The sequence below is a fragment of the Pseudomonas sp. GW822-FHT02G04 genome, assembly GCF_058802085.1.
The window spans coordinates 229,396-254,098 of the sequence record NZ_JBXANU010000003.1 but is presented as its reverse complement, the minus strand read 5'-3'; the positions used below and the strand labels follow the sequence as shown (position 1 = coordinate 254,098).

At 58.4% G+C, this 24,703-nt stretch carries 19 protein-coding genes; 6 read left to right on the top strand and 13 right to left on the bottom strand.

Annotation, left to right across the window (positions count from 1 at the left end):
• Positions 1–71 precede the first annotated feature (71 nt).
• Positions 72–2,159 (bottom strand): autotransporter outer membrane beta-barrel domain-containing protein, encoded by a 2,088-nt coding sequence (locus tag AC1RO5_RS05950; protein WP_493173543.1) that lies wholly within the window; start codon positions 2,157–2,159, stop codon positions 72–74.
• Between the two features lie 426 nt (positions 2,160–2,585).
• Between AC1RO5_RS05950 and AC1RO5_RS05945 the strand changes: the two genes are divergently transcribed.
• Complete coding sequence (locus AC1RO5_RS05945) at positions 2,586–3,938, top strand: HipA domain-containing protein (protein WP_493173541.1); 1,353 nt, start codon at positions 2,586–2,588, stop codon at positions 3,936–3,938.
• A complete protein-coding gene (locus AC1RO5_RS05940) occupies positions 3,935–4,213 on the top strand; it encodes a helix-turn-helix domain-containing protein (protein ID WP_493173539.1) in 279 nt (92 codons plus the stop codon). Before AC1RO5_RS05945 ends, AC1RO5_RS05940 begins: the two co-directional genes overlap by 4 nt.
• A gap of 160 nt (positions 4,214–4,373) precedes the next feature.
• Here AC1RO5_RS05940 and AC1RO5_RS05935 read toward each other — a convergent pair whose 3' ends face one another.
• On the bottom strand, positions 4,374–5,210 hold the full coding sequence (locus AC1RO5_RS05935) for an amino acid ABC transporter permease (RefSeq protein ID WP_493173537.1): 837 nt from the start codon (positions 5,208–5,210) through the stop codon (positions 4,374–4,376).
• A complete protein-coding gene (locus tag AC1RO5_RS05930) occupies positions 5,207–6,028 on the bottom strand; it encodes an ABC transporter substrate-binding protein (RefSeq protein WP_493173535.1) in 822 nt (273 codons plus the stop codon). The genes AC1RO5_RS05935 and AC1RO5_RS05930 overlap by 4 nt, the downstream gene beginning before the upstream one ends.
• A gap of 111 nt (positions 6,029–6,139) precedes the next feature.
• Here AC1RO5_RS05930 and AC1RO5_RS05925 point away from each other — a divergent pair, with 111 nt between their 5' ends.
• On the top strand, positions 6,140–7,039 hold the full coding sequence (locus AC1RO5_RS05925) for a homocysteine S-methyltransferase family protein (protein WP_493173533.1): 900 nt from the start codon (positions 6,140–6,142) through the stop codon (positions 7,037–7,039).
• 124 nt (positions 7,040–7,163) lie between these two features.
• Here AC1RO5_RS05925 and AC1RO5_RS05920 read toward each other — a convergent pair whose 3' ends face one another.
• Positions 7,164–7,835, bottom strand: coding sequence for a GNAT family N-acetyltransferase (locus AC1RO5_RS05920; RefSeq protein WP_493173531.1), 672 nt, complete (start codon positions 7,833–7,835; stop codon positions 7,164–7,166).
• Between the two features lie 17 nt (positions 7,836–7,852).
• The gene (locus AC1RO5_RS05915) at positions 7,853–8,299 is read right to left on the bottom strand and encodes a GNAT family N-acetyltransferase (RefSeq protein ID WP_493173529.1); all 447 of its coding nucleotides are present in this window, start codon (positions 8,297–8,299) and stop codon (positions 7,853–7,855) included.
• Positions 8,300–8,424: 125 nt separating this feature from the next.
• Between AC1RO5_RS05915 and pdxR the strand changes: the two genes are divergently transcribed.
• Positions 8,425–9,975 (top strand): MocR-like pyridoxine biosynthesis transcription factor PdxR, encoded by a 1,551-nt coding sequence (gene pdxR, locus AC1RO5_RS05910; protein WP_493173527.1) that lies wholly within the window; start codon positions 8,425–8,427, stop codon positions 9,973–9,975.
• A 34-nt stretch (positions 9,976–10,009) separates the two neighbouring features.
• Here the strand turns inward: pdxR and AC1RO5_RS05905 are convergent, their stop codons facing one another.
• The 8 genes from AC1RO5_RS05905 to aspA all read right to left on the bottom strand — a co-directional run bounded on the left by AC1RO5_RS05905 (position 10,010) and on the right by aspA (position 22,816).
• A complete protein-coding gene (locus AC1RO5_RS05905; protein WP_493173525.1) occupies positions 10,010–14,119 on the bottom strand; it encodes a dermonecrotic toxin domain-containing protein in 4,110 nt (1,369 codons plus the stop codon).
• The gene (locus tag AC1RO5_RS05900) at positions 14,103–14,558 is read right to left on the bottom strand and encodes a hypothetical protein (RefSeq protein ID WP_493173523.1); all 456 of its coding nucleotides are present in this window, start codon (positions 14,556–14,558) and stop codon (positions 14,103–14,105) included. The genes AC1RO5_RS05905 and AC1RO5_RS05900 overlap by 17 nt, the downstream gene beginning before the upstream one ends.
• A 156-nt stretch (positions 14,559–14,714) precedes the next feature.
• Complete coding sequence (locus AC1RO5_RS05895) at positions 14,715–15,815, bottom strand: polyamine ABC transporter substrate-binding protein (protein WP_019651298.1); 1,101 nt, start codon at positions 15,813–15,815, stop codon at positions 14,715–14,717.
• A 12-nt stretch (positions 15,816–15,827) separates the two neighbouring features.
• Positions 15,828–16,859, bottom strand: coding sequence for a histone deacetylase family protein (locus AC1RO5_RS05890; RefSeq protein WP_493173520.1), 1,032 nt, complete (start codon positions 16,857–16,859; stop codon positions 15,828–15,830).
• Positions 16,860–17,121: 262 nt separating this feature from the next.
• A complete protein-coding gene (locus AC1RO5_RS05885) occupies positions 17,122–18,114 on the bottom strand; it encodes an AraC family transcriptional regulator (RefSeq protein ID WP_493173518.1) in 993 nt (330 codons plus the stop codon).
• 152 nt (positions 18,115–18,266) lie between these two features.
• Positions 18,267–19,271 carry an asparaginase gene (locus tag AC1RO5_RS05880; RefSeq protein WP_493173516.1) on the bottom strand — a complete coding sequence of 335 codons (1,005 nt, stop codon included), beginning with the start codon at positions 19,269–19,271 and terminating at the stop codon, positions 18,267–18,269.
• Positions 19,272–19,450: 179 nt separating this feature from the next.
• On the bottom strand, positions 19,451–20,902 hold the full coding sequence (locus AC1RO5_RS05875; protein WP_493173514.1) for an alanine/glycine:cation symporter family protein: 1,452 nt from the start codon (positions 20,900–20,902) through the stop codon (positions 19,451–19,453).
• Between the two features lie 489 nt (positions 20,903–21,391).
• Complete coding sequence (gene aspA, locus AC1RO5_RS05870; protein ID WP_493173512.1) at positions 21,392–22,816, bottom strand: aspartate ammonia-lyase; 1,425 nt, start codon at positions 22,814–22,816, stop codon at positions 21,392–21,394.
• Between the two features lie 180 nt (positions 22,817–22,996).
• On the opposite strand from aspA, the gene AC1RO5_RS05865 reads away from it, so the two are divergent.
• Positions 22,997–23,905, top strand: coding sequence for a LysR substrate-binding domain-containing protein (locus tag AC1RO5_RS05865; protein ID WP_493173510.1), 909 nt, complete (start codon positions 22,997–22,999; stop codon positions 23,903–23,905).
• A gap of 301 nt (positions 23,906–24,206) precedes the next feature.
• Positions 24,207–24,698, top strand: coding sequence for a 5-(carboxyamino)imidazole ribonucleotide mutase (gene purE / locus AC1RO5_RS05860; RefSeq protein ID WP_003196369.1), 492 nt, complete (start codon positions 24,207–24,209; stop codon positions 24,696–24,698).
• Positions 24,699–24,703: the final 5 nt, after the last annotated feature.

The following is a 24,703-nucleotide window of genomic DNA, read 5'->3' as shown; positions in this document are numbered from 1 at the left end:
CCTCGATATACCGCTTTAAACCTCGGGGGGGCATGTGCTCCCCTTTTTTTTTCGCACTGGGTTTGTGGCTGTTAGAAACTCATTCGCCACTGACCCGTCACGCCGTGGTTACGGCTGTCGGTGCCTATCTCGCCAGTGAGTCCGATGCCCAGGGTGTGTTTTGCTGACAATCCAAGGTCCAGCCCTGTATCGACCAGCAGACTGTCACGATCCAGCGGCGCACCGGAAACGGTGAAGTTTTTTCCGCCCGTTACCAATCGTTGGCGGGTATCGCTGTAGACGTCCCCGTAAGTGTGTTTCCAGCCGGCACTGAACCGTGGCGTCAGTTGCATGCCGTTATCCAGAGTGTTGAGCTTCGCCACTCGCAGGCCGAATGTGCTGTTCAAATTGTTCTGTGTTTGACCGTGTACCTTCAGAGCCGCTGCGCCACCTTTTTCTGTGTAAGTGTCGCGCTGATAGCGCTGGTAGCCCAGGCTGGCAAACGGTTCGATGCTGACGTTCGTCCGCCCCAGGTTGTAACCCAATTCCGCAAAGGCCTGCTGGGTGTTGGCATCGTAACGGCCTTCGGGACGGTCGCTGAAACCTTTGAAGGCAACCCGGCGTTTAGTGCTGCCATCGTGACTGCTGTAGGTCGCACCCAGGCGCAGGGACATTGGTCCGTTTTGACGTAGGGCATAAGCTCCCAAATGCCAGCTGTCGAGATCGCCGTCGAGTCCGCGGCTGTCCAGGCGCGTTTCGGATTTGCCGCTCATCACCCCGATGCGCCATTCCTCATCGATGCCCCAATCAGCTCCCAGTACCAGACCGTGGGTTGTGTGTTTCAGAGCGTCGTAGTCGCGATCCAGCGTTCCACCGTGACCCAATGCTTGAAGCCAGACTCGGCCATCGGTGTCGCTGCCGGCGGCCAGGCGTGGCGCATTGCGCCTGGTGGAATTGCTGTAGCTACTGGCGCTGTCCAGCTGACGCATGGCCGAGAGCATGGTCGCGCTGATTGGGCTGTCACTGTTCAGGGTTGCTTTCGCAAAGTTGGCGTTGTTGCCGCCGTCCAGTTGGTCGATGGCCTGGGAGGCTGTTTCGGTGGTGGAGGCAAGCAGGGCCGTGACAGCGGCGTTCGCGGTATTGGGAGGTGTCTGCGCCGTCGGACTGGCTTTGGGTTCTTCAATACTGCGGGCGAGTTCCCGACCGTTTTTGTTGGTCGCGAGACTCTCGAAAGGCACTTCGTTGCGAGCGTAGGTCAGGCGGACGGCCTTTTCGTCGCCGTAGTCCGGGGTGGCCGTCATGAATGCGAGATTGTTTTCAATATTGCCGAACTGCCCATCGACCTTGTCGGCCTCGATAATGGTGTACTGGGTAGTTTGCGGATAGTCACCCGATGGTGCGACGATTTTCAGGGTTGCACCGCTGAGGGTGGCGGTACCGTCGACTTTGATCGTTTCGTGACGGCCGTCGGGATTGACCTCATAGGCGAGTACAGCGGTCTTGGAGAGATTCAAGTCACCTTTGACCTTTGGGGCGCCATGCAAGCTGTTGACGGTGAGACGCCCCTGCACATCCAGGCTAGCGACGGTGCCTGCTCCTGCAAAAGTTCCTTCCTCGTAGACGTCCACATGGCCCTTTATATCGCCGTTATTGAAGAGCATTCCGGCTGCAATCGCTCCGCCTTCGATTTCTCCTTTGTTGGTCAGTATCCCGTCATTCAGCACCAACACACCTTCGTGAAAATCTCCAGTGCTGGTCAGCGTCCAAGAACCTTGGGAAACATACAGACCGTTGAAGTTGCGGGTGTTCCCCAATTGGCCACCGTCGGTACCAATAAGTTGTATGGCGTTGGTTCCTTTGCCGCCATCGACCCGACCTTCGAAGCTTCCACCATTCTTGACGATGATGAGGTCATCTCTGTCTTCCGCTCTCACGGAAATACCTCGCCGAGCAGGTTGGGGCGAATCAATCTCCTTCTTGAAGGTGCTGTCCGCATTGATAAAGGCTTGGAGCCGGGAAAATGGGTTCGGTATAGATTCCGGCCGCTTGGTTGCCTCAGTGAGGTCCGTCGGTTCAGCTTGCTCTGGTAGTTCCTGGGCGTTTGTAAATTCTGCGCAACCCACTGCAAACGCAATGGCCAGCGCCAGGTGTTTTGGTCGGTATTTGTGTTGAACGGGCATCGAGTACGGCCTCTTTTGTAAGAAGGCCAAACTCTAAGAGGGAGGCTATAGGCACCGATGTCAGCTGCTTCCGGCGGGCTTGCGGGGGTTGTCAGAAGGTTGTGTAGAAAATTGCCAGCCTCCTGAGGAAGGTTGTTTTTACCCGTTCGGGCTGATGCTTTTTCTTACAGCAAATCGAGACGCGGTCGGCTGTCGCAAACTCGGAAACTCATCTGCCGCTGACTGATCAACCCGGGCTTCGTCTGTTGCTGCCGATACCAATGTTGGTTCGGATCTGCATTATTTTGCGTATTTTCTACATAAAGTTGAATGTATCTGCATTTTATTGCGCATGGATACGATGCTTGGCGGCTATAAATGCACTATATTGCAGTTCTAGTACGCACTAGCTTCTGAGAGATGCATTTAAATGCAGGTGATGACGATATGTACGACCTGACTTTACAGATCTTTGCCTACGGCAAATGGCACGATGCCATGGTCTTAAGCTTCGACAGCCCTGAAAAAGGTTTCGAAAGTCGATGCAACTTCGGCTACGAAACCCCCTATCTCGTCGAAAACATTGAAGGTATTGGAACACCCTTTGCCAAAGCCGTGAGTGCTAGGTTTCCTTTGGACTGGGAGGGTAAGCGATCCAACGCGCCAGCATTTCTGCATGACATTGCACCTGCCGGTGCCGCCAAGAAGTTCCTGCTGGCACACATAGGTCGTGACAAACCTGCTGACGTCAGTGCCGACCTTTATTTACTGGCCAGAAGCACTCCGGCACCGATTGGCAATATGCGCATAAAGGAATCCGCCGAGGCAGTAGATCAGCGCGAGCCTATAGGGTTTAAACGCCAGGACGTCATTAGTCGTGATAACCGGTTTCTGGAATATGCCTATGAGCAGGGCGCTGCAATTGGTGGCGCAACGGGGGCAGGTGGCGAGGCGCCAAAGCTTTTGTTAGCTCAGTGTAAGGGCGCAGATCTATACCCCGATGCAGTATTGGACGATGCGGACGTTACCCAGCACTGGTTCGTGAAGTTCTCTCGCAATAAAGGAACCCGGAACGATCAGGACATTCTCAGAAGCGAGTACCACTACTACAAGGCGCTCCAAAAACTAGGCATCGAAACGGTGGCAGAACACGGCTTGGCCTTGGAGGAGGCGACCAAACCTAGCTTGTGGATGCAGCGTTTTGATCGGCAAGTGACCCCTCAGGGTGTCGAGCGTTTTGCCGTGGAGTCGATCTACTCTCTGGCGCAAATCACCACACCCGGTAGCCCGATGGACCACATGGAAGTTATCCGGCTACTTGCGGGGCTATGGCGTGATGCGGGGCAGGCGGACCAAATCCCGAATCTCGTTGCTGACTATCTGCGTAGGGATCTGCTCAACAAAATCCTCGGCAATTCAGATAACCACGGACGCAACACCGCAATCATTCGCGACACTGCCTCGTTCCGCCTGGCACCTATCTATGACTTGGCACCGATGGTAATGGATGACGAAGGAGTAACAAGAACCACCAAGTGGCCAAAAGAGTTGGAGAGGGCTGGGGACGTAAATTGGCGAGGTGTGTGCCAGACATTGACCGATATCGCTGATCCGAATGATCCGCTGGCAGTGTTGAGTGACTGGTCGGTTTCTTTTGAACGCCTGCGTGAGGATGCCAAACGCTTGATGGCGCTCCCGGACATTCTGGCTGACAGTGGATTGCCCGACGTAACAATGAATCACCCGCGAATAGCTTTGAAAAATCTGGAGCAGCGCTTGAAAGAGTGGGATCTGAGATGAGCATGACCGTTGCCGAGCGCACTGTGCTCATAGAAAGCATTCAAGAGGCATTGGCCCAAGGCACGCTTGAAATTGGCGAGGCTGTTCGCCGTTTACGTGTGGAAGTCACCGGTTTGCACCAAGCCCAATTTGCAAAGATGTGCAAAATATCGGTGCGCACACTGGTGCATATGGAGCATGGGGAGGGAAATCAGACGCTGAAATCGCTGAATGCAGTATTCAGACCGTTTGGGCTGAAAATGGGCGTAGTGCGTATTCGGCGCAATTTCAGCTGATTCTGCCCTGACCCATGTGGATGAGCTCGCTCACGCTGTAGATTGGGCGGCTAACCCAGTACTACGCGTACAGCCACCACCCCAATTCGTTTAGCCGCGAAAAGGGTGAGGGCTTCTCCTATCAGATGAGATTCAAACTATGTCCCGCTTCGATTTGTTGCTAACTACGACTTAAATACGCCTTCCCATAATGCCGTTCCATCCGTGCCTGAATCAGCTCCAACCCAATCGACATCAGCCAATAAATAATCGCCGCCGTCGTCAGCATTTCGATATAGCGATAGCTCGAACGCCCATACGATTGCGCCAGGAACATCACTTCCCAAACCCCCATCACCGAGATCAGTGATGAGTCCTTGAGCATGGAGATGAACTGGTTGGTGGTGGGCGGGATGATGGTGCGCATGGCTTGGGGCAGGGTGACGCGCCAGAAGATCACGGTTTCGCGCATGCCCAGGGCCAGCGACGCTTCGCGTTGGCCATGGGGGACGCCAAGGATGCCAGCGCGGAAGATTTCGCTCAGGTAGGCGCCGTAGTTCAGCGACAGGGCGATGATGCCGGCGGCAATCGCGCCGGGCACGACGCCCAATTGCGGCAAGCCGAGGTAGATCAGCAATATCTGGATCAGCAGCGGCGTGCCGCGAAAGAACGAGGCATAAAAGCTTGCGATGCCGAACGCCACGGCGCTTTTCGACAGTCGAGCCAGGGCAGTGATGAAGCCCAGCAGCGACGAAACCACGATCGAGCACAGGCACAAAAACAGCGTCAGCGCCGCGCCTTGCAGAAAGCCGTTGGGCGCCAGGTGCAGGCCGATCAGGTTCGGCAGTTTGTCGAGAATAATCGAGAACTTCAGGTCGAAGCTCAGGAAGAAACTCGCGAACAGGCCGAACATCGCCGCCCAGGTCAGGTACAGCCGCGTGCGGAAACTGAAAATCCGTTGCAGCAACGACTCAGCCACCGGTTGCGGTGGCTGAGGAGGTTTGGGGAAAGAAGTCATTTGCTGATGTCGGCGCCGATCCATTTTTGCGACAGCTTACTCAAAGTGCCGTCCTGTTTCAGTTGGGCAAACACATTACGCACTTTGGCGTCCCACTGGGCGTCGCCTTTTTCGATGGCCACCGAGTTCGGCTCCGAGTACAGCGGCTCACCGGCGAGTTTGAAGCGTTTGTCTTCGTTCAGGCGTGGTTGAGCGGTGACGAGGTTGGTGAGGATCGCGTCCAGACGTACGCCAGCGCCCAGGCCCAGATCCTGGAATGCGACGTTGTCGGTGTCATACGGGGCGATCTGCACATTCTCGAACGGATATTGCAGTTGGGTGTCTTCGGCGCCTTCGATCACCAGGTTTTTGTTCATGTAGCTTTCATAACTGGAGGCGCTGGTGAGGCCGACTTTCTTACCGCTCAGGTCCTTGGCGCTGTGGATGCTATCGTCCTTGGCATTGACCACGATCACGGCGGGGGAGGCGTAGTACTCGACCGGGAAGTCGAAGACTTCGGCGCGGGCCTTGCTCGGGGTCATGGAGCAGATGCAGATGTCGTAACGCCCGCTCCAGCGGCCGGCGGCGATCACATCCCAAGACGGCGTTTCGAGGCGCAGCTTGACGCCCAGTTTGTCCGCCACGGTCTTGGCCACGTCGACGTCGAAACCGTCGAGCTGGTTTTGATCGTTGAGGAACGAGAAGGGTGGATAGCTTTCCATCAACACGCCGACCAGTTCTTTCTTTTGCTCAACGCGATCCAGAGTGGCGCCCGCAAAGGTTTGGGTGGAGGCAGCCAGAATCGTCAGGCCCAGGGCCAGCAGCGGTTGAAGTTTCACAGTTGGATCCCTGAAAAAAGAGGTTGTTATTAACCGGGTAGTGCGTATTAAATAGTTATAAGAACGACTCTGGTAGTGAGTTATTTTCATAAGCTTATGAGTGAAAAGCATATGGGTGCAGGCAGCACGGTAATTCTGGATGGGGGCATGGGTCGTGAACTGCAACGCCGAGGGGCGCCGTTCAGGCAACCCGAGTGGTCGGCGCTGGCCTTGAGCGAAGCGCCGCAAGCCGTGGAGGCAGTGCACGCGGCTTATATCGAAAGCGGTGCCAACGTGATCACCAGCAACAGTTACGCGGTGGTGCCGTTCCACATTGGCGAAGAACGTTTCGCGGCTGAAGGCCAGGCCCTTGCGGCATTGGCTGGTGAGCTGGCTCGGCGTGCAGTCGATGCCTCGGGCCAAGAAGTGCGCGTGGCCGGCTCTTTGCCGCCGCTATTCGGCTCCTACCGCCCGGACTTGTTCGACGCTGCTCGGGTGACTGAACTGCTGAGCCCTCTGGTCAATGGCCTGGCGCCTCATGTTGATCTGTGGCTGGCCGAAACCCAGAGTTCGATCGTCGAGGCACGGGCGATCCATGCCGGTCTGCCGAAGGACGGCAAACCGTTGTGGCTGTCGTTTACCTTGAAGGATGAAGACACCGACGAAGTGCCGCGTTTGCGCTCCGGTGAACCCGTGGCTGAGGCCGCCGCGGTGGCGGCTGAGTTGGGTGTCGAGACGTTGCTGTTCAACTGCAGCCAGCCGGAAGTGATCGGCGCGGCGATTGATGCGGCGCGGGAAACCTTCGAGCGCTTGGGAGTGAAGATTCACATCGGCGCGTACGCCAACGCCTTCCCGCCACAGCCGAAAGAGGCCACGGCCAACGACGGTCTGGACCCGCTGCGCGACGATCTCGACCCGCCGGGTTACCTGGTTTGGGCGGCTGACTGGCGGAAGAGGGGGGCCAGCCATTTGGGCGGATGCTGCGGGATCGGGCCGGAGCATATTGCGGTGCTCGCCCAGACATTAGCGTGATGCCATGAAAGATCGTTCCCACGCTCCTGCGTGGGAACGCATCCCGCGACGCTCTGCGTCGCCTTCCGGATCGAACGCAGAGCGTCCGTGGCGGCATTCCCACGCAGGAGCGTGGGAACGATAATCAGGTGCGGCACTCCGCCAACGTTTTCACTTGCCCTGATTCCGTCTGGTTTTCATCGCTCAACCACCGCTCGAACCCCGCCTGAATCGCCGGCCATTCCGAATCCAGAATCGAATACCACGCCGTATCGCGGTTCTGACCCTTGACTACCATGTGCTGGCGAAACACCCCCTCAAAACTGAACCCCAAGCGCTCCGCCGCGTATTTGGAGCGGGAATTGCCGTTGTTACACTTCCATTCCAGGCGCCGGTAACCCAGCGCAAAGGATTCCCTGGCCAGCAGGTAAACCGCCTCGGTACTTTTCGGTGAGCGCTGCATTGGCGCGCCGAAGGTTACATGGCCGATCTCGATGCGGCCCTGAGCCGGGACAATCGACATCAGGCTGAGGATGCCCTGCACTTCGCCGCTGACACGGTCGATCACGCTAAAAAAGTACGGATCGCTGTTGGCCGCATGGTTATTCAGCCAGTCGTTGAACGCGCTGCGTTCGGGGAAAGGACCATAAGGCAAATAGTCCCAAAGCTTCGGATCCGAGCCAGGGCCTTCCAGGGCTTTCCACAAACCGTCGGCGTGACGTGCCGGGTCAAGTTTTTCCAGGCGAATGAAACGTCCTTCGATCAGTTGAACCGAGGGCGGCGGAACGCCTTTCCAGTCCGCGAGTGAAGTCGACATGCTGCTCTCCTTGAACCTTAAAGGGCTTTGCGAAACTGGATGAAACCGGGACGTTCGGCGATGCGCTCATAGAGCTGGATCGCGGTGGCGTTGGTTTCGTGGGTCAGCCAATGGACCTTGCAGCACCCGTCGGCCTTGGCCGTGCTGTAGACGAATTCGATCAGTTGCCGACCGACGCCGGTGCCACGGATTTCAGGTGTCACCAGCAAGTCTTGCAGGTAACAGGAGTTTTCGATGCTCCAGTTCGAACGGTGATAGATGAAATGCACCATGCCTACCGCTTTGCCATCGGCCCAGGCCAGCGCCCCATGGGTCGGTTCGCTCGGGTCGAGCAGGCGTTGCCAGGTGCTTTGAGTCACGACATCGGGCAGTTCGGTGTTGTAGAAGCGCAAGTAGGCTTGCCACAACGGCAACCAGGCAGCGTGATCGTCGGCGGTGACCTGGCGGATGTCGATCTGACTCATGTTTATTCCTTAACGCGTCAAAGTGGCAGGTACAGGGAAAATTTCCTTGGCGAATGCCTGCATCCTAGGCAGGCTAATGGTCTGTTGTAAGAGCCATTAATGACCAATTTAATAGGTCCATTTTCATGTCGAATACGCCGCTCCCCTCGTCGTTCAACCCGACGGGTATCGAACTCGACCGCCGCCAGGGCCTGAGCCGGCAGCTCTATCAAGCGCTGCGGGTACGCGTGCTCGACGGACGATTGGCCAGCGGCACCCGACTGCCGGCCAGTCGCGATCTGGCGGCGGCCTTATCGATTTCCCGCAACAGCGTGGTCCGTGCCTACGATCAGCTTTACGCTGAGGGCTTCATCGAGGGGCGTGTGGGCGACGGGACTTACATTGCGCAATTGCCTCAGGCGGCGTTGCCGGTGAAAAAATTATCCACAAAAGTATCCACAGGGTTTTCAACAGGGTTACCCACATCCTTATCCACAGATTGGCTGGATTTGCCTGTTGATTCATCCAGTAAAGTTATCCACAGCGGCGCTTTGGGGCGCGTTGAAAAGAACCATTTGGCCGTACCGCCCGGTGGCCCGCCGCGTGCATTCAGGGTCGGTGTGCCGGCGTTCGATCTGTTCCCTTTCGAGGTCTGGGCCAAGCTGAGTGCGGCTTTCTGGCGTAAGCGGGATTTACAGCAACTGTGTTATGGCGATCCGGCAGGCGATGAACGCTTGCGCGGATTGATTGCTGCTTACTTGCGCAGTTCGCGCGGCATGCAGTGCACCGCTGAGCAAATTGTGATCACCAGTGGCGCACAGCAAGGGATCAGCCTTTGTGCACAGTTGCTGGTTGAGCCTGGCGATGGGGTGGGGATTGAAAATCCGGGTTATTGCGCCGCCGGTCATGCCTTTGCGGTAGCCGGCGCACGGTTGCACGGTGTGCCGGTGGATGAAGAAGGGATCGACTGCAGTGTGCTGGCGCAGTTGAGCGATTGCCGGCTGGCTTACGTCACGCCTTCCCATCAATACCCGACCGGTGTGGTCATGAGCCTGGCCCGGCGCCTGGAACTGCTTGCCTGGGCCGAACGCAACCAGGGCTGGATCATCGAGGACGACTACGATGGCGAGTATCGTTACAGCGGCGCGCCACTGGCGCCGTTGGCGGCACTCGATCGCCATGGGCGGGTGCTGTATGTCGGCACCTTCGGCAAGGTCGCCTTTCCGGCGTTGCGTCTGGGGTATCTGGTGTTGCCCCCGGGTCTGGTGGAGGCGTTCGCGCAACGTCGGGCGGTGGATATGCGCCATTCCGAGGTGAGCACTCAGGCGGTGATGGCCGAGTTCATGGCGGCCGGGCATTTTCAGCGGCACATTCGCCGGATGCGGCGTGCCGCCCTCAGCCGTCGCAACTGTTTGCTGGACGGTTGGCCGACGGGGATTACCGGTGTGGGTGGCCTGCCCACCGTCTCTGCCGGGCTGCACCTGACGGTTTCGGTGGACAGCCTGGCCCGCGAACGGCAGCTGATCGAACAAGCAGAAAGCGTGGGCGTGGAGATCAGTGGCTTGAGCAATTACTGGCTGCCGGATTCGGGCACACAGCTGGATCAACGCGCCGGGCTGGTTCTGGGTTTCGCGGCGGTGCCCGAGGCGGCGATCCACGCAGCGCTCGGGCGGTTGCGAAAGGTCTGGTGTCTCTGAGGAGGATTGACCCCCAGGCCTCAGGGGCCGCTCCTCAAGGATTGGCCTGGGGCTCCAGATCCAGAAACAGTTTGCGCAGTGTCGGGTCCTCGATTTTGCGCAGGACGCCATCAATCGGATCGAAGGTGGTCAACTCTTGTTGGCGTTCAGGTGTAAGCGTTTTCAGATACGAGTCCGCGATTTTCAGGTGGGCGGTAGCAGGCTTGTCGACCGGACTCTTGACGGTTTCATAGTGGAAATGTGCAACCCACAACTCCTGATCATTGCTTGTTTTGTCCAGAACCAGGTACTCCTGAAAGTAGTCCCCAAGCTGCCTGGTCCGGATTCGACCTTGTTCGTTTCGAGTGATTCGAATCTGTTCGTTTTCATGCATCCATTTGAAACTGCTTTGCGTGGGTTTGCGCTCTTTGTACAGGCTCGCTCGGGTGCTGATACCTGCTGCTCTTACCTTGATTGCTGCCTCACGCAGTTCCAGGCTCAGGGTGGTCACAGGTAGTGAGGTGTTTTGGGTGTCTTTGATCCTGATTAAGGCCAGATCAATGTTCGTAGCACTCTCTTCCAGTTTGAGTGCGTGCTGATTGAACAGATCCTGCATGTCGGCGGGGATGCGCCGCGGTCGCAAAGCGTTTTTGCGGGTACGTTCGATAAAGTTGTGCACATCCTGCGTCTGCTCAAGGCCAGCCTCAATAATGTCGGTATCTTTCGGCACCGGCGTTGTCTGCAAGCGGACTCTCGGCATGATGGCCTTGAGTGGTTCTTCCGTGGCTTGGGCGGCTTCGCTGTTAGCGCGATTGCGTGGGCGGGTCTTGTTAACTTTGATTGGCGGACGTGATGGTCCGGGGCGCACGGGTTCTGCTGAGCCCTGCGTTATCAGCGCCTCGCTTTCCGGCAGTAATGCCTGGAGTTGGGTGTGTGCCAGTTGTGCAAACTCGTCGATCACGCTTCGCAGATGTTCAAGTTTAGGTTGATTGAACAAGTTGGGGTAGGTGTCGGGTAATTCCTGGATTCGCTGATCGGCATCGGCAAAGCTCTCGGCAAGCTTACCGAGATCTTCGACAAGCTTCTGTGGGCTAGCGTTGTCGGCTGCAACGCTCATCAGATCCGCGACCTGGTGGGCGGCTTGGGCGGCGCTCACGATAATGCTGCCAATGGCGTCACGGGCCAGGGGCATTGTCGGGCTAGCCTGTTCTTGCATGCACAGCTCTTGCGCCATGCCTATCTCGTTAGCCTTGAGCTTCAGTGCCGAGAATGAAGGCAGTAGCTTGCTGATTTTTATAGCTTCAGCAATGCCCGGTCTTCCCGCCTCATGCATTCCTTGAAGTGCCGTTTGCGAGAGCTCAAGTTTCTCAACCATTGCATGGCTCAGGTCTGTCGCTAGCCGGATGTTGTCGATATAGGTTTGCCGTGTGATCACTGTGTCCGGCCGGGAGTCTTGAGTAAATGTGCTGGTGACTTGAACATACTGGTGTTTTCTTGCGGTAAACCAGAGCGAAAGATGCTTCTGCAGCTCGGTGCTCAGGCGCAGCAAGTCGTAGGTATAGCCCGTCGTTCCGCCGAGAGTGCGCCACTCTCGCAGTTGCTTGAGTGCTTGCTCATAACCATTGATCATTACTTCCAGTTTTTCCGCATACACCCTGAGCATTCGGTCAAAGGCATCGCCACTGACTGTCAACATTTCTGTGCGTGCTCTTGTCAGCTCCCTTGCCTTCGCTGGTTCCTGGGTTTTGAATGAATCCAGTGCGTTTTCCAGTACGTGTTTGCGCTGTTCTTTGGCGGCTTTCAGGTTTTTGAGGCGATTTTTCGGGCCGCCGCCACGCAAGCGCAGTCGGGTGTCCACGAACCATTGACCTTTCTGGTTATGGACTAGCAGGGGGCCGGTTCTTGTGACGTCTTTGGGATCGATGAGGATCACCTGAGCGTCGGCGTCCAGCATGACGTTGAACCAGCGTTCGCCGACCTGTGCATAGATCTTGTCGTTGAGCTGGTAGAGATGGGGAGGCGCTTCATTGACCGTGGTCAGTTCTTTGTTGGCAAGGTCTGGCGCAGAGACTTTGAGGGTGTCCAGATACGTGCCCAGTGCCGAGGTTGTGCGGCGCGGCACACCTCCTGCCATCTCAACCGAGGAGTAATGGTTTTGTGGTAATTCTGCGACAACCGGGGCGGGGTCCAGTGTGATGGTGACCGGCACGGTGGGCGGTTTTGATTCCTCATCGATCGACAGGCGTGCAGGTTGTGGTTTGCCCAAAGCCGTTTTGCGACGCATCACTGCGTGATGGCTGAGGATGATCCCGAGCGCCAGCAGAATATCGGCAATGGAAGTCCATTCGATGAGGCTGTCATTGCGATCCCGGGCATCGAGTGCCTGCTGGATCTCGTTGATGGTCTGCCAGACCCAGACAGCGGTTCCGACAGCACCACTGAGGAAGTTTGAGGTGACGCTGAACAGAGCCCAGCCGCTGTCTTTCAACAAGTGCCAGCGCCGTTCGGCATTTGATTGCGACTGACGATCAGCCAAATCGACAATCGCCTGTGCGTTGTTCTTGAACAGTGTCGAAAGGACGTTGCCGGTTATCTCCTCGTATTTGAAAACCACGCGTCCGAATCCGTCCACTCTCAGCAATGGATCGACAATCTGTTCGGCCACCAACCAGGGAGACGGCAGGCCGACCGGGAAAGCGTATTGAGCGTATTCAAAACTCAGTGTCTTGTCGGGCAGCCATGCCAGCACCGAATCGCGGAGTTCACCGGGTTGGTGCAAGGCATACAGTAAATTCTGCCGGGAGGGGAACTGCATCAGTGGCGGGTCCAGCATCGGACGATAAAGCAGGCAAGGGCCGCTCTCGGCATTTCGAAGGCTGATGATGAACATGTTGGCGATCGTATCGCTGGAGCTGATCAAGCGATGTTGCGGGGTCATCGTGAGTGGGTAGATTGCGATAGGTTGTGCCGTTTCTGAACGGGGGGCGAGTAGCTCACGGACGAATCGATAGCCGTGTTCATCAATGCCCGCTTCTTGTTTGACCTTGCATTCCAGCGCCATGAGCGGCAATAGCAGACGTAGCTGGTCGCCATAGAAATTTTCCTGGCGACGGGATTCGACGGGGTCATCGATCAGCTTGCGCTTGATCTGTTTGGGATAGACCTCGCCGACATTGACGCGAGCCGCCACAGTGGTGAGGAACTCGGGCGTCAGCCAACCCGGAACCTGCTCGGCGTTTTTGAAGAAGAGGCTCGCCATGTAAGGTGCCTCATTCTCCAGGGCGAAGTCGGCGAGTGTTTCGATGTACTGGTTGCGGGGATCGGGAAGCGTGAAATCACCAGCGGTGAAACTGTTGGTGATCTTGATCCGTAATTCATCCAGCGCCAGGTCCGAGGCACCGACAGCGTGGGGATCGGCAATGATCGCTTCGCTCATTTTGTATTGAGCGTACTGGGTGATGGAAGGGAGCTGGTCTTTGACGGTCTTGTAGTCGGGTTGACGATACAACTTCCCCAGCGCCGTGACATAACGACCGTAGTCTTGTATGTCGCTGTCTGATGCGTTGCGCAGCCAGTCGGGAATCGCCGCAGCCAGTTGCCGGATCCGTACATGTTCCGTGCTGCCGGGCTCGACATCGGGCTCAAGCACTTCGCTTGTTGGGGTCTCAAGGAGCCTGAGTGAATCGATGGCATCGAGCTGCGTCGACACCAACGCCCAAGCCATGTGATCGAAGACATTGCCATCAGGTTCGTAAAGACGCCATTTCAGGGCGCGCCCTGCCAGTTGCTCTTCCAGGCGAGCGGGAAGCGAGTCGCCCAGTTGTTCCATCGAGTCGAATGACTCGTAAGCGCGTTCGATGGTGTACATCACAATCAATTCGCGTTTGCGATACGTTGCCTTGAGAACCAGAGCGCCACCGATCAGGAGGTGGCTATCAACTTCGTTGTCGACAGTGTCGACAGTGTCGATGTCGATCAGGCTCGCCTGGATCGCTGAAAAGTCGCTGTTTACTGCTTTACGTGTGGCTTTGTCGGGAGCCATGGAAATTTCCCGCGCCATGGCACATTCATCAGCATCCCAACCTTTGACCTGTCGTACGTTCAGAGCCTTGCGCAGTGAGTCGGAGAGTTCCTGCCAGCGCGCGATTTTATGTTCCCTTCTCATTCCAGAACTCCAGCTGTCGTGCCTGGAGCTCGACGAACAACAGAGGTGCATAGTCGTTGAGCGTTCCGGCGATTTCCTCGATGCTGACGGCGAGATGAATCGGGTTTTTGGCGTTTGGCTCAAGGGTGAGAAAGTGCTCTCCTTCGATGTAGTTAGCCGTTGTCGAATTTAAACCTTGGCGGATGAGTGCGTGCGTCAGTGATTCGAATCGAGTCGGCCCTTCCTCTATCCGGTTGTCCACCTGGCGCCATTGCGGTGTGGCAACCATTGCCTGGTCGGGATCGATGTTCAGGTTCGGGTAGAGTTCTTCCAGCGTCTGACTCAACAGGTACGAGGCAACCTGATTCAGCGTTGGGCCGTGACTGGTCTGGTTAATCAGATCGCTTTTCTCCACCAGGGGAGTCGAGTCGTCTGGGGGAGGGGGAATATTGCTGGTCATGGTCGGTACCTGGATGCGGTAATTGAGGACGAGAAAGGCGTCCACTCTTGTTGCACCCAACGTAGCGGGAAGCTGAGAGCCCCTGGCGGTAACTAAATATGCGTGCAATAAAAGACCCGCATCAATGCGGGTCTTCAGTTCAGACGAGTGAGGGTGTCAGGTGCCCGATTTGATCTTGGTCCAGGCCCGGGTCCGCGCCCGTTCGGCATCGCGAGGCAAGGGTTGCAGGGTGTAAAGCGTGCTCATTGCCGTTTCGGTCGGGTACAGGTTCGGGTTGTTGCGAATCGCCGGGTCGACCATTTCCGTGGCGTCCTTGTTCGGGTTCGGGTAGCCGACGAAGTCGCTGACCGGTGCGATGACCTGGGGTTGCAGCAGGTAGTTGATGAAGGTGTAGGCGTCTTCCGGGTTTTTCGCGCCTTTGGGGATCGCGAGCATGTCGAACCAGATCGGCGCGCCTTCCTTGGGCAGACGCATGTCGACGATCACACCGTTCTTGGCTTCCTTGGCGCGGTTGGCGGCCTGGGAGAAGCTGCCGGAATACCCGACCGCGACGCAGATGTCACCGTTGGCGATGTCGGCCATGTACTTGGATGAATGGAAGTAGGTGATGTACGGCCGGATCTTCATCAGCAGCGCTTCAGCCTTGGCGTAGTCCGCCGGCTTCTTGCTGTTGGGGTCCAGGCCGAGGTGTTGCAGGGCCAGCGGCAGGATCTCCGACGGTGAGTCGAGCAGGGCCACGCCGCATTGCTTGAGCTTGCTGATGTTCTCTTCCTTGAAGATCAGGTCCCAGCTGTTCACCGGTGCGTTGTCGCCCAGCGCGGCCTTGACCTTGTCCGGGTTGAAACCGATCAGGATGGTGCCGTACATGTACGGCACGGCGAATTTGTTGCCCGGGTCGTTGGCTTCGATCAGCTTCATCAGCTTGGGATCGAGGTGGTTCCAGTTCGGCAGTTTGCTGCGATCCACTGGCTGGAATACGCCGGCTTCGATCTGCTTGGCGAGGAACACGTTGGACGGCACCACCACGTCATAGCCGGAGTTGCCGGTCAGCAGCTTGGCTTCCAGCGCTTCGTTGGTGTCGAAGATGTCGTAGACCAGTTTGGTCTGGGTGTTCTGAGCCTTGAAATCTTCCAGTGCTTTGGGGGTGATGTAGTCGAACCAGTTGTACACCCGCAACGTGCGTTCTTCAGCATGAACGGCGCCACTGAGCAGCGTGGCGCATAGAGCTGGAGCGATAAGACGCTTGAGTCGGTTCATTGTTCTAATTCCTCATTGGGCGCTTTCAAAACCTTCGAGAACGTTCACGGCATTGATGCCGATTTCTTCTACTGCGTAACCGCCTTCCATCACGAACAGTGTCGGCTTGCCGAGGCCGGCGATGCGCGTGCCCATCGCCAGGTAATCCGGGCTGTCGAGTTTGAATTGGGAGATGGGGTCGTCCTTGAACGTATCGACGCCCAGAGACACGACAACGATTTCGGCGCCGTAGGTTTCGATCTCTTTGCAGGCTTGTTCCAGTGCGGCGCTCCAACGGTCCCAAGCGCTGCCGGCGGGCAACGGGTAGTTGAAGTTGAACCCTTCGCCTGCGCCTTCACCGCGTTCGTCTTCGTAGCCGAGGAAGAACGGAAACTCGGCTTCTGGATGACCGTGGATCGAGGTGAACAGCACGTCGCTGCGTTCGTAGAAAATCGATTGAGTACCGTTGCCGTGGTGGTAATCGACATCGAGGATCGCAACCTTTTTGTGGCCTTGATCGAGGAACGCTTGAGCGGCGATGGCGGCGTTGTTGAGGTAGCAATAACCGCCCATCAAATCGCTGGCGGCATGGTGTCCCGGTGGACGGCACAGGGCGAAGGCACTGCGGGCTCCACGCTGGATCGCCGCCTGGGCCGTGAGGGCAACTTGCGCTGCGCTGTACGCCGCTTGCCAGGTGCCGGCGGTAATCGGTGCGCCGCCGTCGAAGCTGTAATAGCCGAGTTGGCCGTGCAGGCTGGTGGGCATGATTCGGCGCAGGGTGCGGGCCGGCCAGGTATAGGGCAGCAAGTCGCCGTCGGTATTGAATGCGGTCCAGCGCGCCCAGGCACCTTTGAAGAAGTCGAGGTAGTCGCGGCTGTGGATGCGTTCGATCGGCCCGAGACCGAAATCCTGCGGCGCCTCCACCGGGCCGAGGTTGCGGTACTGCACGCGCTTTAGCACATGGTCGGCCCGTGAAGGCATTTCGAAGCAGGGCATCAATTGCCCGTCCATCAATTCACAACGGCCATGATGCAGGTGGTGGTCGTCCGAGTAGATCGTCAGCATTCTTGTTCTCCGCAGGCTGATTCGGTTTGAACACAGTCTTGCGGCAGGCGACGTTTGGGAGAACGGCAGGAAAGGCCAAAAGGGGATCGATATGGCCAAAACATTTGACCGAAATTCGCCCCCTGTGGTGAGGGAGCTTGCTCCCGCTCGGCTGCGCAGCAGTCGTTACCCGGCAACTGCTATCTGAAGGGAGGAATGCGGTGTTCGGTTTGGGTCTGCTGCGCAGACCAACGGGAGCAAGCTCCCTCGCCACAGGGGCGGCTCAAGGCCGGAACTGGCTCGGCGCCACCCCACTCCAGCGCACAAACGCATGCCGGAAACTCGCGGTCTCGCTGAACCCCAATGCTTCGGCAATCTGGTAGATCGGTAGTTGATCCTCGCAGAGCATGCGTTTGGCCTGTTCAAATCGCAGTTCATCGAGCAGTTCCTGATAGCTGCATCCCAGGTCCTTCAGATGTCGGCGCAGGGTGCGCGACGAGCAGTTCAACTGTTCGGCCAGCCCGTCCAGGCCCGGTGCCGCGCTCAGTTGCGCGGCGAGCAATTGGCGGATGCGCCCCAGCCAGGCCTGACGCCCGGTGAACTCGGTGTTTTGCTTGCGACAGCGCTCGGCCATGGCCTGGTGGGTGATGGCGTCGGCCAGCGGCAGGGGGTGTTCGAGCCAGCGCTTGTCGAAGGCAAATCCGTTGGATGCTGCATCAAACTGCAACGGACAGTCGAAACGCTCGGTGTAGCGCGCCTGATAGTCCGGTGCCGGGTAATCGAAGCGAGCGCCGAGCAAAGGCAGGGGGTGGCCGAGCAGGTCTTCGCAGGTGACTTTCATCGAGACCAGGCAAAACTCGACATTGAACGGTGCCAGCGCGGGGTTTTCCCGATAGTCGCCAGCGGTGAGCCAGATGCGCTCGCCATCTTCCTCCAGGCTCAACTCGAACAGTGTTCCCAATAGCGCCGGATAGTGCAGCGCCAGCTGCAAGGCGTCACCTAAAGTGGCGCTGGTGAGTAAGGCGTACCCGAGCATGCCATAGGACGAAACGTGCATCCGCCGGCCCAACTCCAGGCCGATATCGCGGCGTAATGCGACGGCGTTGGCGCACACCAGCATCTCTTGATTGGTGGTGATGCGCGTGTCCGCCCGGCTCAGATCTGCCGTGCTGATGCCGCTGCCGGCCAATAACGCCTCGCTGGACAAGCCTTCGGCCTTGAAGGTGTTGAGCACCAGGGAGACAGCGTTGAGGGTGGTGAGGTGGGAGTGGAGCATGAGTGCTTCCAGCGTTGGGCATGCCGGAAAGGGAGCAAGTTATATGCCGGTTATGACCAACCCTGTAGGAGCGAGGCTTGCCCGCGAAGGCGTCCTCAAGTGCGCCAAAAGCTTCGCGGGCAAGCCTCGCTCCTACAGGGTTTTGTGTAGTGTCAGCTGAGTTCGCCGCACAGGTCGAGCTCGATCAGCCGCCGCACTTCTGCAGTTTCAAGCCCTGCACCCAGCAATCCATGCAGCTTGCCGAATGCCGCCTCGCGGGTCATGCCGCCACCGGACAACAGACCGGCATCACGCAAGCGGCTGCCCGCTTCGTACACGTCGAGCTTCACGCCGCCTTCATGACATTGCGTGACCGCGACCACCACTACGCCGTTGTCTCGCGCCCGTTCCAGGCTGGCGAGAAACCCGGGGTTGTCGCTGGGCCCGGTGCCGCTGCCATAACATTCCAGCACCAGACCCTGAATACCACTGTTGAGCAGGCCATCCAGTTGCTCGGCGCCGATGCCGGGGAACAGCGGCAGGACCGCGACCTTCGCCAGTTGCTTTGGCTGGTTGTAGTTCAGTTGGGCAGGTATCGAGGAAGCTTTCACGCCGCCACCCTGACGCTCCAGCCGCTTGAACGGATGACGACCGAAACTGCGAACCTTGGCGCAACGGGTCGGGTCGAGCAGTTCACCGTGGAAGTACAGATGAACACCCGGCGCGAGGCCTTGGCCAAGGGCAACCAGTGCGCCGCTGATGTTTTCCCAGGCATCGCTGTCGGTCACGCCGGCCGGCAGCATCGAGCCGGTGAAACATACGCGTGCATGCAGGCCGAGCCACTGAAAGCTCATGGCCGCGGCGCTGTAGGCCAGGGTGTCGGTGCCATGCAGGATTAACACGCTGTCGCAGCCCTGGACATCAACGGCGTCGACCACCGCTTCACGCAGTTGCTGCCAGTACGCGGGTGTCATGTTCGCGCTGTCAATCAGTGGCGACATCTCGCGAAAGCGCCACTGCGGCACTACCAGCTCAGGCTGGCTGTGCAGGTAGTCGCGCATCCGCGCTTCGAAACCGGACGCCGGGGCCAGGCCGTGGACACTGGCTTGCATGCCGATGGTGCCACCGGTGTAGAGCACCATGACGGTTTGGGCGGCAGGATAGGTCGAGGAATTCATGGAGACTCTCCGAAAACGATGACTGTGGGAGCGAGCCTGCTCGCGATGGCAGCGATGCGACTTGAAGCCCGAATCAAAACGGCAGCATCAAAAAAGCTGCCACAACGTACAACCGAGCATGACGCCGGTCATACGTTGTGTCACGCCGGGCGCAGGGGATGCGCCCGGTTTTTTACCGATCAGCGTTGCGCTGCGGTCACGCCTGCAGGCTGGGCCTGTGGCTGAGAGGTGGCGGCTGGCGGATTGGCCGGCCAGGCTTTCAGGTCCAGGTCCAGATCCGCGAATTTGCTCGAATCGAACACTGGGGTCTTGATGCCGGCGGCACGCTGGTCATCGTAGTCACGCAGGATGCGCATGCCGACCTTGAACAGCAGGAACAGCGCGATCAGGTTCACGAAGGCCAGCAGGGTCATGGTGATGTCGGCGAATGCGAACACCGTACCCAGGTTCTCGATGGCACCCCAGAAGATCAACGCCAGTACCAGCGCGCGGTAGCCCATCAGCGCCTTGCGGTTTTCACCGACCAGGAAGCGCAGGCTGTTCTCGCCCAAGTAGTAGTTGTAGAGGATCGAGGTGAACACGAACAACGCCAGGGCCACGGAGATGAACATCCGGCCCCAGTCACCGACCACGGCGGCCAGGGAGTTCTGGGTCAGGGCAATGCCGTCGCCTTCAAAGCCCGGGGTGTAGAAGCCCGACAGCAGGATCAGCAACGCGGTGCAGGTGCAGATCACGAAGGTGTCGAGGAACACGCTGAACGCCTGAACCACGCCTTGTGCGACCGGGTGCTCGACCGCGGCCACGGCGGCCACGTTCGGCGCACTGCCCAGGCCTGCTTCGTTGGCGAACACGCCACGCTTCACGCCCATGACGATAGCGCTGCCGATCAGGCCGCCGAACGCCTGGTCCAGACCGAAGGCGCTTTTGACGATGGTCATCAACATCCCTGGAACGTGGTCGAACTGCAGCACGATCACGTAGATGGTCACGCCGATGTACACCAGGGTTTTCACCGGTACCAGCAGGTCAGCGACCTTGGCGATCCGCTTGATACCGCCGATGAACACCAGACCCAGCAATACCGCCAGGGCCAGCCCGGTGTAAGTGGTGTCGAGGCCGAAGGCGCTATTCAGCGAGTGAGTCACAGCGTGGGATTGCAGACCGTTGAAGGCGAAGCCGAAGGTCACCAGCAGCAGCACGGCCATGACCATGCCCAGCCAGCGTTTCTGCAGGCCGTGCTGGATGTAGTAGGACGGGCCGCCACGGAACTGGCCTTCGGAGTCGCAGCGCTTGTAGAGCTGGCCGAGGGAGCATTCGAAGAAGCTGCTGGACATGCCGACCAGCGCGGTCACCCACATCCAGAACACCGCACCGGGGCCACCGAGGGTCACGGCGATACCGACACCGGCAATGTTGCCCGCACCAACGCGACCCGCGAGGCTGAGCATCAGGGCCTGGAACGAGCTGAGTTGACCGGCGCTGCTGCGCAGGCTGTCGCGGAACACCGCGAACATGTGGAAGAAGTGGCGCAATTGGACGAAACGCGAGCGGATCGTGAAGTAGCTACCGAGCCCGACAATGAGCGCGATCAGTACTTTCCCTGAGAGGAAGTCGTTGATGACTTCGAGCATGGATTATTCCTCGCTATTTTTTGTGTGTGCGAATACTGGGTGGTCGACACATCGCGTTACACCGGGTTGTGCGTGGCACAACTGGTGGGTCGAAGGTTCGTCCCTGTTCCATTTCGCGGGTTGTTATTAGTTCGGGGTTCGCATGGGTTTGGGCCTCGTTATCGACAACCGCTCATGCGAAGAGGGCCGGCACTATACATAGGAGAGTGCCGTCCGTCTGCACAGTTGTGGTGCAAGCGACGAAACGAAAGCGCTGCAAAATCAAAAAATCGCAGCCTTCGGCAGCCTCTACGGGTATCTGTCAAACCCGGTAGGAGCTGCCGAAGGCTGCGATCTTTGCGGCACTGAAAACATTCAACATGTTCGTAAAATCCGCAAAAGTGTTGAAAAAAAAGGGCTTGAGGGAGTAAATCCCCAAGCCCTCAAAAGGTGAGAGGTGTCTAGTCCCTCGACCTGGTGAGCGTGCTCTTCAAAAGAGCCTGCGTTTGGTTAAGCCTTCAAAGGCACCAGACGCGGAGCAATCATGTTTTCCGGGCGCAGGATGTCGGCGAGCATTTCTTCGTCGAGCAAGCGTTCTTCGCGCACCAGTTCCAGCACGCCGCGGCCGCTTTCAAGGGCGACACGGGCAATGCGGGTGGCGTTTTCATAGCCGATGTACGGGTTCAGCGCGGTGACCAGGCCGATCGAGTGTTCGACCAGTTCACGGCAGCGCTCTTCGTTGGCGGTGATGCCGACGATGCAGTGCTCGCGCAGCATGTCCATGGCGCGTTGCAGCAGGCGGATCGAGTCGAAGATCTTGAAGGCGATCAGCGGCTCCATCACGTTCAGCTGCAGCTGGCCGCCTTCGGCCGCGATGGTCAGGGCCAGGTCGTTGCCGATGATCTGGAACGCTACCTGGTTCACGGCTTCAGGGATAACCGGGTTGACCTTGCCTGGCATGATCGAGCTGCCTGGCTGACGCGCCGGCAGGTTGATTTCGTTGATGCCGGTGCGTGGGCCGCTAGACAGCAGACGCAGGTCGTTGCAGATCTTCGACAGCTTGACCGCGGTGCGCTTGAGCATGCCGGAGAACAGCACGAAGGCGCCCATGTCGGAGGTAGCTTCGATCAGGTCGGCGGCTGGAACCAGCGGTTGACCGCTGATCAGGGCCAGACGCTCAACGGCCAGGGCCTGGTAACGCGGGTCGGCGTTGATGCCGGTACCGATCGCGGTGCCGCCCAGGTTCACTTCGGTCAGCAGTTCAGGCGCCAGGGATTTGAGGCGCGCCAGGTCTTCGCTCAGGGTGGTGGCGAAGGCGCGGAATTCCTGGCCGAGGGTCATCGGCACGGCGTCTTGCAGCTGGGTACGGCCCATCTTCAGGACGTGGCTGAATTCTTCACCTTTGGCGGCGAACGACTGGATCAGGCTGTCGAGGCTGGCCAGCAGCGCGTCGTGACCCAACAGCAGACCCAGGCGGATGGCCGTCGGGTAGGCGTCGTTGGTCGACTGCGCCATGTTCACGTCGTTGTTCGGGTGCAGGTACTGGTATTCGCCCTTGCTGTGGCCCATGGCCTCCAGCGCGATGTTGGCGATGACTTCGTTGGCATTCATGTTGGTTGAAGTGCCAGCGCCGCCTTGAATCATGTCCACCACGAATTCTTCGTGGAAATCGCCGCGGATCAATCGGGCACAGGCTTCGCTGATGGCAGCGTGCTTGGCTTCGCTCAGGTGACCCAGCTCGCGGTTGGCGTCAGCGGCGGCCTGTTTAACCATCGCCAGACCAACAACCAGTTTTGGGTAATGCGAAATCGGAACGCCGGAGAGACGGAAGTTGTTCACCGCTCGCAGGGTCTGGATGCCGTAATACGCTTGAGCAGGTACTTCGAGTACGCCAAGCAGGTCTTTTTCTGTGCGGAAAGATGCAGCGGAAGACATGATAGAAATCATCTCGATATGGACCCGGTCTATGCCGGAACAGCGCAAATGCTAGGCTTGTGCAGAATTTTGAGCCAATGCTGTTAAACACTAGCCTATGCACATTCGGCATAATGCCCGTGTGACGCCGCGTGCGCGGCGAACGTGTGACCTAAATTGGTGCATGTCCGGGAGGGCGTGATGAATCTGGAAAGCAAATGGCTTGAGGACTTTAGTGCCCTGGCCGCCACCCGCAGCTTCTCCCAAGCGGCTGAAAGACGCTTCGTGACCCAGCCTGCATTCAGCCGACGGATCCGCAGCCTCGAAGCCGCGCTGGGGCTGACGCTGGTCAACCGTTCCCGCACCCCGGTCGAGCTGACGGCGGCGGGGCAGTTGTTTCTCGTGACCGCGCGAACCGTGGTCGAACAGCTGGGTGAAGTGCTGCGTCATCTTCATCACCTGGAAGGCGGGCAGGGCGAGGTGATCCAGGTCGCCGCCGCCCACTCCCTGGCGCTGGGTTTCTTTCCGCGCTGGATCGCACAATTGCGCAACGAAGGGTTGAACATTGCCACGCGGCTGGTGGCCACAAACGTTGGCGATGCAGTGCACGCGCTGCGTGAAGGCGGCTGTGATCTGATGCTGGCGTTCTATGATCCGGACGCAGCGATGCAAATGGACTCGGAGATTTTTCCGTCACTGCATCTGGGGGACACTGAAATGCTCCCGGTGTGCGCCGCGGACGCTGACGGCAAGCCGTTGTTCGACCTGGAAGGTGAGACCAGCGTGCCTTTGCTGGCCTACAGCGCCGGGGCATTTCTCGGGCGCTCGGTGAACATGCTGTTGCGCCAGCGGGCCCTGAGGTTCACCACTATTTACGAAACCGCCATGGCCGACAGCCTGAAAAGCATGGCGCTGGAAGGCCTGGGCATCGCCTGGGTGCCGCGCTTGAGCGTGCGCGCCGAATTGGCTCGCGGCGAGTTGGTCATCTGCGGTGGCCCGCAATGGCATGTGCCGCTGGAGATTCGGCTGTATCGCTGCGCACTGGTGCGTAAGGCGAATGTGCGGTTGCTCTGGCGCAAACTCGAGGGTGGTGCAGCGCAGACTGCATAAAATACGGCCTGCACAGCCACCAAAATCGCAGCCTTCGGCAGCTCCTATAATGTTCGGCGCAGGAGCTGCCGAAGGCTGCGATCTTTTGATCTTTTTGGCTGACCCTGAAGTCAATAAAACCGGTACTTTGAGCCGTATGACAGATGGTCGTATGGGGGGCTGTTTATCTGCTTCATTGAGGTATACTGCGCGGCCTTCGGCCGGTTTGACTGGCCATAATTCGTACAATCAAGCCACGCATTTTGCGTGGCTTGTTGTTTTTTGACGCGCCTGCGGGCGCCCAGAGAGAAGAGGCACGACGATGAGCGCACTGGTTGGCGTGATCATGGGCTCCAAGTCCGATTGGTCCACCCTTAGCCACACCGCCGATATGCTGGAAAAGCTCGGCATCCCTTACGAGGTGAAAGTGGTCTCTGCCCACCGCACCCCGGACCTGCTGTTCCAGTATGCCGAAGAGGCTGAGGCCCGTGGCATCGAGGTGATCATCGCCGGTGCCGGTGGCGCGGCCCACCTGCCAGGCATGTGTGCGGCCAAGACGCACCTGCCGGTGCTGGGTGTACCCGTGCAGTCGTCGATGCTCTCGGGCGTCGATTCACTGCTCTCTATCGTGCAGATGCCAGCAGGCATTCCGGTCGCCACCCTGGCCATCGGCAAGGCCGGCGCGATCAACGCTGCCCTGCTCTCGGCGAGTATCCTGGGCGCCAAGCATCCGCAGTTTCATACCGTGCTGAAAAAATTCCGCGCTGAGCAGACAGACAGCGTCCTGGACAATCCAGACCCACGCATCGCCTGAGGTTG

Excerpts from the sequence above, each read along its gene's own strand:
- AC1RO5_RS05890 (WP_493173520.1), bottom strand. The coding sequence starts at position 16,859 with ATGCTGACGATCTACTCGGACGACCACCACCTGCATCATGGCCGTTGT.
- purE (WP_003196369.1), top strand. The coding sequence starts at position 24,207 with ATGAGCGCACTGGTTGGCGTGATCATGGGCTCCAAGTCCGATTGGTCC.
- AC1RO5_RS05900 (WP_493173523.1), bottom strand. The coding sequence starts at position 14,558 with ATGACCAGCAATATTCCCCCTCCCCCAGACGACTCGACTCCCCTGGTG.
- AC1RO5_RS05925 (WP_493173533.1), top strand. The coding sequence starts at position 6,140 with ATGGGTGCAGGCAGCACGGTAATTCTGGATGGGGGCATGGGTCGTGAA.
- AC1RO5_RS05935 (WP_493173537.1), bottom strand. The coding sequence starts at position 5,210 with ATGACTTCTTTCCCCAAACCTCCTCAGCCACCGCAACCGGTGGCTGAG.
- AC1RO5_RS05895 (WP_019651298.1), bottom strand. The coding sequence starts at position 15,815 with ATGAACCGACTCAAGCGTCTTATCGCTCCAGCTCTATGCGCCACGCTG.
- AC1RO5_RS05875 (WP_493173514.1), bottom strand. The coding sequence starts at position 20,902 with ATGCTCGAAGTCATCAACGACTTCCTCTCAGGGAAAGTACTGATCGCG.
- AC1RO5_RS05915 (WP_493173529.1), bottom strand. The coding sequence starts at position 8,299 with ATGAGTCAGATCGACATCCGCCAGGTCACCGCCGACGATCACGCTGCC.
- AC1RO5_RS05920 (WP_493173531.1), bottom strand. The coding sequence starts at position 7,835 with ATGTCGACTTCACTCGCGGACTGGAAAGGCGTTCCGCCGCCCTCGGTT.
- aspA (WP_493173512.1), bottom strand. The coding sequence starts at position 22,816 with ATGTCTTCCGCTGCATCTTTCCGCACAGAAAAAGACCTGCTTGGCGTA.
- AC1RO5_RS05905 (WP_493173525.1), bottom strand. The coding sequence starts at position 14,119 with ATGAGAAGGGAACATAAAATCGCGCGCTGGCAGGAACTCTCCGACTCA.
- pdxR (WP_493173527.1), top strand. The coding sequence starts at position 8,425 with ATGTCGAATACGCCGCTCCCCTCGTCGTTCAACCCGACGGGTATCGAA.
- AC1RO5_RS05865 (WP_493173510.1), top strand. The coding sequence starts at position 22,997 with ATGAATCTGGAAAGCAAATGGCTTGAGGACTTTAGTGCCCTGGCCGCC.
- AC1RO5_RS05940 (WP_493173539.1), top strand. The coding sequence starts at position 3,935 with ATGAGCATGACCGTTGCCGAGCGCACTGTGCTCATAGAAAGCATTCAA.
- AC1RO5_RS05950 (WP_493173543.1), bottom strand. The coding sequence starts at position 2,159 with ATGCCCGTTCAACACAAATACCGACCAAAACACCTGGCGCTGGCCATT.
- AC1RO5_RS05945 (WP_493173541.1), top strand. The coding sequence starts at position 2,586 with ATGTACGACCTGACTTTACAGATCTTTGCCTACGGCAAATGGCACGAT.
- AC1RO5_RS05885 (WP_493173518.1), bottom strand. The coding sequence starts at position 18,114 with ATGCTCCACTCCCACCTCACCACCCTCAACGCTGTCTCCCTGGTGCTC.
- AC1RO5_RS05880 (WP_493173516.1), bottom strand. The coding sequence starts at position 19,271 with ATGAATTCCTCGACCTATCCTGCCGCCCAAACCGTCATGGTGCTCTAC.